The following is an 11,306-nucleotide window of genomic DNA, read 5'->3' on the forward strand; positions in this document are numbered from 1 at the left end:
CGGGTGACACCATGTCAGGATGTGGATGAGAACACCGTCAGCGCCGACGGTTGCCCGACCCCCACACCCCGGGGACGACGGCGACTGGCGGTGCAGCCGCGCAGGATCGCCACAAGCGACCGGGCGGCCTCGTAGACGAGGAGACAAGGCGCATGTCGTCCCCTGAGAAATGGACGCACCCAGGGCCGGATGCCGCGCCGGCCACTGCTGCCAAACCGACAGCGGAACAGGTGATCGCAGGCTTGCGAGCGACAGACGAGGGCGGCGCCGACCTGGTGCAGCTGCTCACCCCCGAGGGCGAGCGCGTCCAGCACCCGGATTTCGACATCGACATCACGGCCGAGGAGCTGCGCGGGCTGTACCGCGACATGGTCCTGGTCCGCCGGGTCGACCGCGAGGCCAACGCGCTGCAGCGCAAGGGCGAGCTCGGCATCTGGGTGCCGCTGCTCGGCCAGGAGGCCGCGCAGATCGGCGCGGGCCGGGCCATGCGCCCGGAGGACATGGCGTTCCCCAGCTACCGCGAGCACGGCATCGCGTGGACGCGGGGCGTCAAGCCGACCGACCTGCTCGGCATCTTCCGGGGCACCGACAACGGCACGTGGGACCCGGTCGAGACCCGGTTCCACCCGTACACGATCGTCATCGGCAACCAGGTGCTCAACGCCACCGGCTACGCCATGGGCCAGAAGTTCGACGGCAAGGTGGGCGACGCCGACGGCGAAGCCACCATCTGCTTCTTCGGCGACGGCGCGACCAGCCAGGGCGACGTGCACGAGGGCTTCGTGTGGGCCGCCGTCTACGACGCGCCGCTGGTGTTCTTCTGCCAGAACAACCAGTGGGCCATCTCCGAGCCGACCGAGCGCCAGTCCCGCCTCCCGCTCTACCAGCGGGCGCGCGGCTACGGCTTCCCCGGCATCCGGGTCGACGGCAACGACGTGCTGGCCACCCTCGCGGTCACCCGCTGGGCGCTGGAGGAGTGCCGCCAGGGCAACGGCCCGATCCTGATCGAGGCGTTCACCTACCGGATGGACGCGCACACCACCTCCGACGACCCGTCGCGCTACCGGCTGTCCGACGAGCTGGAGCTGTGGAAGCTCAAGGACCCGATCGAGCGGGTCAAGGTGCACCTGGTCAAGCAGCAGTGGGCCGACCACGCGTTCTTCGAGTCCATCGAGGCCGAGGCCGAGCGGATCGCGGTCGAGCTGCGCGACTACTGCGTCACCCTGCCCGACCCGCCCGCCGGGCGGATCTTCAGCGAGGTCTACGCCGAGGGCAACCACGTCCTGGAGGCGCAACGCGACGAGTTCCTGGCCTACCACGCCGGGTTCGCGGGAGGTGAGCACTGATGGCCGCTCCGACCATGGACCGACCCGCCGCCGACGCCACGGGCGTGCCCGCGGTGCAGACGCTGACCATCGCGAAGGCGCTGAACAACGGCCTGCGCGCGTCGATGGAGGCCAACCCCAAGGTCATCGTGATGGGTGAGGACGTCGGCAAGCTCGGCGGCGTCTTCCGGATCACCGACGGCCTGCAGAAGGACTTCGGCGAGCAGCGCGTGCTGGACACGCCGCTGGCCGAGTCCGGCATCATCGGCACCGCCGTCGGCCTCGCGATCCGCGGCTACCGGCCGGTGTGCGAGATCCAGTTCGACGGCTTCATCTTCCCCGGCTTCGACCAGATCGTGTCGCAGGTCGCCAAGCTGCACTTCCGCACCCAGGGCCGGATCAAGGTGCCCATGGTGATCCGGGTGCCGTTCGGCGGCGGCATCGGCGCGGTCGAGCACCACTCCGAGTCGCCCGAGTCGTACTTCGCGCACACCGCCGGCCTCAAGGTCGTCTCGTGCTCGAACCCGGCCGACGCCTACTGGATGATCCAGCAGGCGATCGACTGCGACGACCCGGTGCTGTTCTTCGAGCCCAAGCGCCGCTACTACGAGAAGGGCGAGGTCGACACGACCGCCGCGCCCGGACCGCTGTTCGCCTCGCGCACGCTGCGCACCGGCTCGGACGTCACCCTGGTGACGTACGGGCCGATGGTGCGCACGTCGTTGGAAGCCGCGGCGGCGGCCGAGGAGGAGGGGCGTTCGCTGGAGGTCGTCGACCTGCGCTCGTTGTCGCCGCTGGACCTCGCGCCCGTGTACGAGTCGGTGCGGCGCACCGGCCGGCTGGTCGTGGTGACCGAGGCGCCCAGCGAGTCCTCCATCTCCAGCGAGATCGCGGCGAAGGTGCAGCAGGAGTGCTTCTACTCCCTGCAGGCCCCCGTGCTGCGGGTCACCGGGTTCGACACCCCGTACCCGCCGTCGAAGTTGGAGGAGGAGTTCCTCCCCGACCTCGACCGGGTGCTGCACGCCGTCGACCGCTCGCTGGCCTGGTAAGGGGATAGCTGTGCCGCAGTTCAAGCAGTTCCCCCTGCCCGACACGGCGGAGGGGCTGACCGAGGCCGAGATCCTCACCTGGCACGTGAAGCCGGGTGACGCGGTGAAGGTCAACCAGATCATCCTGGAGATCGAGACCGCCAAGGCGGCCGTCGAGCTGCCGTGCCCGTGGGACGGGGTGGTGACCGAGCTGCTGGCCGAAGTCGGCCAGACGGTCGAGGTCGGCGTCCCGATCATCACGATCGACGTGGACCCGACCGGCTCGGCGCCCGCGCCGACACCCGCGGCCGCGCCCGCGTCGACGTCGAACGGCAAGATCGGCGAGGAGATGCCGGGCGGCCGGATCGCCACGCTGGTCGGCTACGGCCCGCGGGCCGGTGCGGCGAAGCGCCGCGCGCGCAAGGACGCGCCGGCTCCCGTCGCCGCCGCTCCCGCACCGGTCGCCGCGCCGGCTCCCGCTCCCGTCGCCGCCGCGGTGGTCGCGGAGCCGGTGGCCACGCCGGGCGGCTACGTGCCGCTGGCCAAGCCGCCGGTGCGCAAGCTGGCCAAGGACCTGGGCGTCGACCTGCACGCCCTGTCCGGCTCCGGCCCGGGTGGCGTGATCACGCGGGAGGACGTCGAGCAGGCCGTGGCGTCCCCGACCCCCGCCCCGGCGGTCGCCGACCCCGGGTCGCGGGAGCGGCGCGTGCCGATCAAGGGCGTCCGCAAGGCGACCGCGCAGGCGATGGTGGACAGCGCGTTCACCGCGCCGCACGTCACGGAGTTCCTGACCGTCGACGTGACCCCGATGATGGAGCTGCGGGCCCGGCTGAAGAACGCGCCGCAGTTCCGCGACGTCAAGCTCACGCCGCTCGCGTTCGCGGCCAAGGCGGTCGTGCTGGCCGCCCGCCGCACGCCCGACGTCAACGCGACGTGGGACGAGGCGGCGCAGGAGATCGTCTACAAGGACTACGTGCACCTGGGCATCGCCGCCGCGACGCCCCGCGGTCTCGTGGTGCCGAAGGTCCGCGACGCCGACCGCATGTCGCTGCGCGAGCTGGCCGTGGCCCTGGACGCCCTGGCCACGACCGCCCGCGAGGGCCGGACGACGCCCGCGGACATGATGGGCGGCACGATCACCATCACCAACGTCGGCGTCTTCGGCGTCGACACGGGCACCCCCATCATCAACCCGGGCGAGTCGGCGATCCTGGCCTTCGGCGCGATCCGGGACATGCCGTGGGTGGTGGACGGCCAGGTCGTGCCGCGCAAGGTGTGCCAGCTGGCGCTCAGCTTCGACCACCGCGTGGTCGACGGCCAGCAGGGCTCCCAGTTCCTGGCCGACGTGGGCGCGCTGCTCGCCGACCCCGGCGTGGCGATGACGTACTGAACGGTCGAACGGCGGGCCGGCGTCCACTCGGACGCCGGCCCGTTCCCGTTCGACGGCGGGTCAGAGGATCGTGCCGGTGAGGGCCTCCAATGCCTTGGCCTCGCCGACCGTGCCGACCGTGATCACCGTGTTCGCGTGGGGGCAGACGTAGTCGTCGACGGGCCCGTAGACCAGCAGGTGCGCCTGGGAGCAGGTCTGCCTGGTCCGGTGGAAGAACCGGAACGCCTCGATCGGCCTGTTCTCACCGACGGTGCCGAAGCCGGCGACCGCGCCGTCGCTGACGCAGAGGTAGCCGTTGGCCGGCACCCAGCCGATGTCGCGCAGGTGCGCCTGGCCGCACGTCTGACCGCCCGTGCTGCCCGAGTAGAGCTGGACCGCCTCCAACTGTTTGTGCTGACCGATGACACCGGCCTGCGCCCACGTGCCGTCGTAGCTGCACTTGTACTGGGCGGGCCAGCCGATGTCCTGCGAGTGGCCCGCGAAGCAGGTGTACGGCCCGGCCGCGGCGGACAGGTCGGCCCGCGGCGCCGTGGTGGTCCAGGTGTGGACCCCGTCCGGCTCGCTCACCGCGGTGACCGGGGGCGGCGCGGAATCCGGGGAACCGGCGCTCGCGGTCGCGGTGGTCAAGGGCACGGAAAGCCCGACCACCACCAGCGAAGCGATGAATAAACGCATGACAGCGCGCAAGACGAATGCACCCCTCGTTCAGGATTGTCGGGAACAGCCGCTGAGCTGCGGATACAGCGTCAACGGGGACCAGGTTAACCAGCGCGGTCACGCGACTGTCAAGGTTTTGCCGGCATCCCGGAACGGCCTTCACAAATCGCCCGGAAATGATGCCTGGAATTGCCGCGGCGGGTGATCCGCCGGGCCGGGTCGAGGTGTCGCGCCGGCGGGACGCGGTGTCCACCGGTAAAACAGGTTGAAGTTCCAGTGACTGGAAAGTTCAAGGTGGTCCCCGTGACGCACTACTCGATCGGCGAACTGGCGCGGTTGACCGGGCTGTCCACGCGGACGATCCGGTTCTACTCCGACTCCGGCGTGATCCCCGTGGCGGGGCGCACGACGGGCGGGTTCCGCACCTACGACGTCGACGGGCTGGCGCGGCTGAAGCTCGTGCGGACCCTGCGTGAACTGGGCGTCGACCTGCCCACCGCGCAACGGGTCCTGGCACGGGAGGTGTCCGTGGCCGAGGTGGCCCGGACGCACGCGGAGGCCATCGACGCGCAGATGCGCACGCTCCGGTTGCGCCGGGCCGTGCTGCGGGTCGTGGCCCGGAACGGGGAGGTGGAGATGGTGCACGAGTTCGCGCGGCTGTCGGCGGAAGAGCGGCAGGCGATCCTGGAGGACTTCTTCGACGAGGTGTTCGGCGGGTTCGACATGGACCAGGCGTTCCTGGAGCGCATGAGGTCGGTCCGGGTCGACCTGCCGGACGACCCGACGCCGGAGCAGTTGGAGGCGTGGATCGAGCTGGTCAACCTGGTGCGCGACCCGGACTTCCGGGCGTCGATCCGGCGGATGTCGGAGCGGCACCAGGAGATGCGGGCGGAAGGCGTCGACCTGGCGCCCTACTCGCAGGCGCAGATGGAGGCGTTCCAGCACGCGTTCACGCGGGCGCGTGAAGCGGTGGACGCCGGCGTCGACCCGCGCTCGCCGGAGGCGGCGGAGATCGTCGCCCGGATCAACGACGTGTGGGCGTCCGCCCTGGACCTCCCGGTCGGCCCGGAACTGTCCCGGCGCCTGGAGGAGTTCGGCGACCCGAGGGCCGAGCGCTACTGGCAGCTGATCGCCACGATCAACGGCTGGGAGACGCCGATCCCCGACACCACGGCCGAACGGGCGTGGCTCGCCGAAGCCGGTCGCTGAGGCTCATTCCCGCACGAGGCAGAACGGGTGGCCGGCGGGATCGGCGAACACCCACCACACCTCGTGCGAGTCGTCCAGCAACGTCGCACCCGACCGGAGGACCTCGGTCTTGGCCACGCCGAGGTCCTCCACCCCGACGTCCAGGTGGAACTGCTGCGGCCGGCGCGGGTCGGGCCACTGGGGCGCCACGTACTCGGCGACCCGCTGGAACCCCAGCACGATCGAGTCGGTGTGCAACGTCGACCACTCGTCATCCAACCCCCACCGCCGGTCGGGCCGATCCACCTCACCGCCGAGGACCGACTGGTAGAACGCGGCCAGCACCCTGGGCTCAGGACAATCGAGCACGACGCACTGCAACACCCCGACCATCCCCCGAGCCTAATCCGACCGGGTGGACTACGGATGCGTTCACGTTGCGGCGTGCCGACCTCGTGCGCTCCAGCGGTCAGGAGCCGTCGATCAGGTGGAGGCTCGGCGCAAGACCACGGAAGTGCCGAACATTTGCTGTCAAGAGCGGTGCGTCGTAATAGACGGCGCACGCGGCAATCCACAAGTCGTTGGAGTGGGCCGACTGCGCAAGGGGATGGCCGCCTGTGTGGGCGGTCTTCTTCAGCTCGGCCCAGATCTTCGGCAGGTTTTCGTCGAACGGCAGGATCACGCACATGTGCATCGCTGCTTCGATCTTCGAAATTCGGGAGGTTCCCCAGTTCGCCTTGTATGCTCCGAAGTAGACTTCACCCACGCTGGTGAAGGTCAGTGCCGGCACCTTTCCCACGAGGAACGAGGCGTAAGACTCGGCTTGAGGTCGTTGCATAGCAAGATTCGAGAAAGTGTCGGTATCGAGAATGATGTGCTGAGTCACTCTCGCCTCGCCGATAGCGCGTCACGGATGAACTGCTCAAATTCTTCGTCGGACACGTCCTGAACAGTTGCGAAGTCGGTGACGCTGCGTAGAGGGGTGATGCCCTGTTGTTGCGTCAGCTTGTCGATGCTCGCACGTTTGGCTTCATTCACCTGGGTCAATCCCAAAAGGTCCAGGGACCTCACTCGTCCGTCTGGTAGGAGTTCTGCTATCCCGGTGGCGACGACCATCGCGCCCATGGCGTTGAGTACGTCGTCGGTCAGTGACTCGTCAAACGTGCAGGGCACGGAATTCGACAGCGTATCGACTCGACACCTCAACGCCGCCGGTGCGAAATCGCCCATGTGAAGCCGGCCGACTATGGTGACTTCGCTTCGGTCGCCTGCGTTCCTGGCTGATCGAGCGGCGCGTCGGAACTCGTCGTCAATGGTAACTGTCCGACCGTCGCGGCGAGTGATCTCGATCGTGCGAACACTGCGAGGAGATATCCCTCCGGACAGCCGGACGAAGCCGTCCAGTACTTGCTTTCCGAATACTTCGGGATGTGATCGTTGGGCGCTGTGGATGGATTCGATGCCCGTCATGAGGAGGTCGACTGACTGATCCAGGAGATCGTGCGGGATCATGGCGCCCGCCGGAGGTGAGACCTCCAGGATCGCGGATCCTTGAGAAAATCCGGTCAATTCCAGTCGAACTGCGTTGACGATGTCCTGTGGTCGGCGACCGGGAACGTTCTCACTGCCGCGAAGGGCCATGGCGATACGCTCAAGCGTTGCCTGCAGTTCGCCCGCTACCCGTGCGACTTCGGCCAGTGGGAGTCGGCCTTCCTCGGCTGCGGGTCCGGCCACCCGAATCACCAGTTCCGGTTCGGTCATGCCATCACCTCCCATCGGTCACGTCGAGCACTTGGGATGTGCACATCCACTGTAGACCGTGACCGCCTGGTGGTGGGCGGTCGATTAAGTGCCATTGCAGGCACACACACCGGGTGTCACCCGGACGGTCCAGGCATCGCGATCGGTCCGTGTAATCCGTTGCCCGCTCGCCGAGGGTGGCGGATTCGAAAGGCGTATGATCCAGGTCTCGCGCAGGGTATCGACGTTCGGTGGGCGCGCGTCAAGTCGACGCCCCACCGGTACGACTCGAAAGCAGTGGACGGGGTCTTCCGCGTCCCGAAGACCCCGTCCACCTCCCAGACGGCCTGACGACGGCCTGGGAAGATCAACTCACTTGATGTACATCCCGGAAATGGCCCGTGCCACCACCAACCGCTGGATCTCGGACGTCCCCTCGAAGATGGTGAAGATCTTCGCGTCGCGGTGCATGCGCTCCACCGGGTGCTCGCGCGTGTACCCGGCCCCGCCCAGGATGTGGATCGCGCGTTCCGTCGCCCACACGGAGACCTCGCCCGCCTTGAGCTTCGACATCGAGCCCTCGCCCGCGGTGAACGGGACGTTGTTGCGGCCCATCCAGGCCGCCCGCCAGACCAGCAGGCGGGCGGCGTCGATTTCCATCTTCATGTTCGCCAGGTCGAACGCGATGGACTGGTTCTCGATGATCTTGCGGCCGAACGCCGAGCGGTCCTTCGCGTACTCCAGCGAGTACTCGTACGCCGCGCGCGCGACGCCCACCGCCATCGCGCCGACGGTCGGGCGGGTCGTCTCGAACGTCGCCATCGCCGCCTGCCCGCCGGCCTTCTGCCCCTCGCGGGCACGGGCCAGCCGGGCGTCCAGCTTCTCCTTGCCGCCCAGCAGGCACCGGCCGGGCACGCGCACGTCGTCCAGGAACACGTCCGCCGTGTGCGACGCCCGCATCCCGTGCTTCTTGATCTTCCCCGGTGACGACAGCCCGCGCGTGCCCGGCGGCACGACGAAGCCGGCCTGGCCGCGCGCGCCCAGCGCCGGGTCGACGACCGCCGTCACCACGTGCACGTTGGCGATGCCGCCGTTGGTGGCCCACGCCTTCTGCCCGTTGAGCACCCACTCGTCGGTGGCCTCGTCGTAGACCGCCCGCGTCCGGTAGCCCGCCACGTCGGAGCCCGCCTGCGGCTCGGACGCGCAGAACGCCGCCAGCTTGGGGTCGTCCTCCGTGCCGAAGCACTCGGGCACCCACTCGGCGAGCTGCTCGGGCGCGCCGGACGCGAAGATCCCCGCCGCCGCCAACCCGGTGCCCATCAACGCCAGCGCGATGCCGGCGTCACCCCAGAACAGCTCCTCGGTGGCGATCGGCAGCGACAGGCCGATGGGGTCGGCGAACCAGGTGGCCAGCGACTCGAACCCGTACAGGCCGATCTTCGCCGCCTCCTGGATCACCGGCCACGGCGTCTCCTCGCGCTCGTCCCACTCCGCCGCCGCGGGCCGGATCACGTCCTTCGCGAAGCCGTGCACCCATTCGCGCAGGTCGACCTGGTCCTCGTTGAGCTCCAGCGAAAAACCGCCCATGGTCCCCTCACGCCTTCGGAATGTTGAACAGGCTCATGAACCCGGCCGCGAAGCCCAGGTCGCCCTTGACCTTCAGCTTGCCGGTCATGAACAGCACCGGCGCCGACGCGTTGCCGGTCGCGAGCTTCAGGAACTCCACCGGTCCCAACGTGACAACGGCCCTGGGGTCACGGGTCTCTTCCTTGTTGATCGTGCACGCGGCGTCCTCGATGATCGCCTCGTACACGTCGTCGCCGTCGAACCCGCCGGTCAGCCGGAAGTGCACGACGGCGCGCGTGGCGCCCGCGCGTTCGCTGCGGAAGTGCGCCTCCATGCGGCGGAACACCTCGTCCAGCACGCGTTCGCGCAGGCCGGGCCGCGACGTCACGGCTTCGACCTGGTCCTTGGACGCGCGCGAGATGATCCGCGCGAAGTTCTGCGGGTCCATCTCGGCCAGGTCGAGGTCGGCCCCGCCGTCGGCCAGCGCGCCCAGCGCGTCGAGCAGGTCGGCGAACTCGTCCCGGCCGAGCTTCTTCGGGTCGATGCCGCGCGCGATGACGTCGATGTCGACGTCCTTGAGCGCCGGGTCGCCCGGATCGACCTGCCGCAGCGTCGAGATCAGCTCCTGCGGGTCGAGCTTCGCGATCGCCTCGGTGGTGAGGTCGATGGTCATGTGGCACCTCCGCTACCTACTGGCAGGTAAGCCTACTGGCCAGTAGGTAAGGCGGCAAGGGGCTCAGAGTAATCTTGTCCCAGCCATCCAGGGGGTGCGATGCACGCAGAGCAACCGGTTCGCTCGGGTCGGGCCAAGAGACTGCCACGCGCGGTGCGCGAGCGGCAGATCATGGACGCCGCGGTGGACGTCTTCTCGCGGTTGGGTTTCCACGCCGCGTCCATGGACGAGATCTCCGAGGTCGCGGGCATCTCCAAACCGATGCTGTACGCCTACCTGGGCTCCAAGGAGGAGCTGTTCGCCACCTGCATCCGCCGTGAGGCGACCCGGATGATGGAGGCGATCGCGACCGGCGTCGAGGCCGAGGAGCCGCCGGACGTCCAGCTGTGGAGCGGGTTGCGGGCGTTCTTCGGGTTCGTCGGCGAGAACCGCGCGAGCTGGCAGGTCCTGCACCGGCAGGCGTCCTCGCAGGGCGGTCCGTTCGCCGAGGAGCTGGCCGACATGCGCGGCCGGGCGATCGGCCTGGTGGCGGCGCTGCTGGTGCACTCGTCGGACTTCGCCACCGTGCCGCGGGCGGGCGACAAGGAGGCCGAGTCGCTGGCCGCGGCACTGGTCGGGGCGGGCGAGTCGCTGGCCGACTGGTGGCTCGACAACCCCCAGGAGCCGGCCGGCGTCGTCGCCGCCCGGCTCATGAACCTGGTGTGGATGGGTTTCGGGGACCTGGTGGCGGGCGACGTGTGGCACCCGCCGTCGCGGCGCTCCGACCCGGAGGGGGACGCCTAGGCCAACGCGCTCTTGAGCACGGCCACGGCCTGGGCGATGGCGGCCTCGGCGGCGTGGGTCTCGCGCAGCGCGTTCAGCATCACGAAGTCGTGGATCACGCCCTGGTAGCGCACCGCGGTCACCGGCACGCCGGCCTCGCGCAGCTTGTTCGCGTACGCCTCGCCCTCGTCGCGCAGCACGTCGGCCTCGGCGGTGATCACCAACGCCGGCGGCAGGCCGGTGAGCTGCTCCGCGGTGGCCCGCAGCGGTGACGCGGTGATCTCCGCGCGCTGCGCCTCGGACGTCGTGTACTGGTCCCAGAACCACTGCATCGCGTCCCGGCGCAGGAAGTAGCCCTCGGCGAACTCGCGGTACGACGGCGTGTCGAACGACGCGTCGGTCACCGGGTAGAACAGCACCTGCTGCTTGAACGCCACGTCACCGCGCTCCTTGGCCAGCAGGGTCAGCGCCGCCGCCATGTTGCCGCCGACCGAGTCGCCCGCCACGGCCAGGCGCGACGCGTCGAGCCCGCGCGCGGCGCCCTCGGCGACGATCCACCGGGCGACGGCGTAGCTCTCCTCCAGCGCGACGGGGTAGTGCGCCTCGGGTGAGAGGCTGTAGTCGGGGAACACCACGGCCGCGCCCGTGCCGACGGCCAGTTCGCGCACCAGCCGGTCGTGCGTCTTGGCGTTGCCGAACACCCAGCCGGCGCCGTGGACGTAGAGGACGACGGGCAGCGCGCCGGTCGCGCCGGCCGGTCGGACGATCCGGACGGGCACCTCGCCGACGCTCACCCACTCCTCGTCGACCTCGGGCTTGAAGACCTCGCCGGCCTGCACGCCGTCCACGGCCTGCCTGCCCTCGACCGGGCCGAGGTCGAACAGGTACGGCGGGTTGGCGGTCGCGGCGGCGAACTCGGCGGCGGCCGGTTCCAGGACGGTCATCTCGGGCTCCTCGGTGTCGTGCGGTCGAACCGG

At 69.6% G+C, this 11,306-nt stretch carries 12 protein-coding genes; 5 read left to right on the forward strand and 7 right to left on the reverse strand.

Going from position 1 to position 11,306, the window contains the following annotated elements; all coding sequences use genetic code 11:
• The first annotated feature begins 152 nt into the window (after nt 1-152).
• From pdhA to EDD40_RS23935, 3 genes are read left to right on the forward strand one after another with little or no spacing between them, the layout of a single operon-like run.
• On the forward strand, nt 153-1,346 hold the full coding sequence (pdhA, locus tag EDD40_RS23925; RefSeq protein WP_123744919.1) for a pyruvate dehydrogenase (acetyl-transferring) E1 component subunit alpha: 1,194 nt from the start codon (nt 153-155) through the stop codon (nt 1,344-1,346).
• Nucleotides 1,346-2,374: an alpha-ketoacid dehydrogenase subunit beta gene (locus EDD40_RS23930; protein WP_123744920.1), complete on the forward strand. Its 1,029-nt coding sequence runs from the start codon at nt 1,346-1,348 to the stop codon at nt 2,372-2,374. The genes pdhA and EDD40_RS23930 overlap by 1 nt, the downstream gene beginning before the upstream one ends.
• A gap of 10 nt (nt 2,375-2,384) precedes the next feature.
• The gene (locus EDD40_RS23935; protein ID WP_123744921.1) at nt 2,385-3,743 is read left to right on the forward strand and encodes a dihydrolipoamide acetyltransferase family protein; all 1,359 of its coding nucleotides are present in this window, start codon (nt 2,385-2,387) and stop codon (nt 3,741-3,743) included.
• Nucleotides 3,744-3,803: 60 nt separating this feature from the next.
• Here the strand turns inward: EDD40_RS23935 and EDD40_RS23940 are convergent, their stop codons facing one another.
• Nucleotides 3,804-4,376: a hypothetical protein gene (locus EDD40_RS23940; RefSeq protein WP_123744922.1), complete on the reverse strand. Its 573-nt coding sequence runs from the start codon at nt 4,374-4,376 to the stop codon at nt 3,804-3,806.
• Nucleotides 4,377-4,703: 327 nt separating this feature from the next.
• Here EDD40_RS23940 and EDD40_RS23945 point away from each other — a divergent pair, with 327 nt between their 5' ends.
• Nucleotides 4,704-5,609, forward strand: coding sequence for a helix-turn-helix domain-containing protein (locus EDD40_RS23945; RefSeq protein ID WP_123744923.1), 906 nt, complete (start codon nt 4,704-4,706; stop codon nt 5,607-5,609).
• Between the two features lie 3 nt (nt 5,610-5,612).
• Here EDD40_RS23945 and EDD40_RS23950 read toward each other — a convergent pair whose 3' ends face one another.
• From EDD40_RS23950 to EDD40_RS23970, 5 genes are all read right to left on the reverse strand, one after another.
• Entirely contained in the window at nt 5,613-5,981 is a 369-nt protein-coding gene (locus tag EDD40_RS23950; protein ID WP_123744924.1) for a VOC family protein, read from the reverse strand.
• A gap of 76 nt (nt 5,982-6,057) precedes the next feature.
• Complete coding sequence (locus tag EDD40_RS23955) at nt 6,058-6,474, reverse strand: PIN domain-containing protein (protein ID WP_123744925.1); 417 nt, start codon at nt 6,472-6,474, stop codon at nt 6,058-6,060.
• The gene (locus tag EDD40_RS41120; protein ID WP_148088899.1) at nt 6,471-7,349 is read right to left on the reverse strand and encodes a hypothetical protein; all 879 of its coding nucleotides are present in this window, start codon (nt 7,347-7,349) and stop codon (nt 6,471-6,473) included. The genes EDD40_RS23955 and EDD40_RS41120 overlap by 4 nt, the downstream gene beginning before the upstream one ends.
• A 351-nt stretch (nt 7,350-7,700) precedes the next feature.
• A complete protein-coding gene (locus tag EDD40_RS23965) occupies nt 7,701-8,915 on the reverse strand; it encodes an acyl-CoA dehydrogenase family protein (RefSeq protein ID WP_123744927.1) in 1,215 nt (404 codons plus the stop codon).
• Nucleotides 8,916-8,922: 7 nt separating this feature from the next.
• The gene (locus EDD40_RS23970) at nt 8,923-9,567 is read right to left on the reverse strand and encodes an SCP2 sterol-binding domain-containing protein (RefSeq protein WP_123744928.1); all 645 of its coding nucleotides are present in this window, start codon (nt 9,565-9,567) and stop codon (nt 8,923-8,925) included.
• 99 nt (nt 9,568-9,666) lie between these two features.
• On the opposite strand from EDD40_RS23970, the gene EDD40_RS23975 reads away from it, so the two are divergent.
• The gene (locus EDD40_RS23975) at nt 9,667-10,350 is read left to right on the forward strand and encodes a TetR/AcrR family transcriptional regulator (RefSeq protein WP_123744929.1); all 684 of its coding nucleotides are present in this window, start codon (nt 9,667-9,669) and stop codon (nt 10,348-10,350) included.
• On the opposite strand, the gene EDD40_RS23980 is transcribed toward EDD40_RS23975, so the two are convergent.
• Nucleotides 10,347-11,273 carry an alpha/beta hydrolase gene (locus tag EDD40_RS23980; RefSeq protein ID WP_123744930.1) on the reverse strand — a complete coding sequence of 309 codons (927 nt, stop codon included), beginning with the start codon at nt 11,271-11,273 and terminating at the stop codon, nt 10,347-10,349. The two genes, EDD40_RS23975 and EDD40_RS23980, sit on opposite strands and share 4 nt — an antisense overlap.
• Nucleotides 11,274-11,306: the final 33 nt, after the last annotated feature.

Source organism: Saccharothrix texasensis (assembly GCF_003752005.1).
GTDB lineage: Bacteria > Actinomycetota > Actinomycetes > Mycobacteriales > Pseudonocardiaceae > Actinosynnema > Actinosynnema texasense.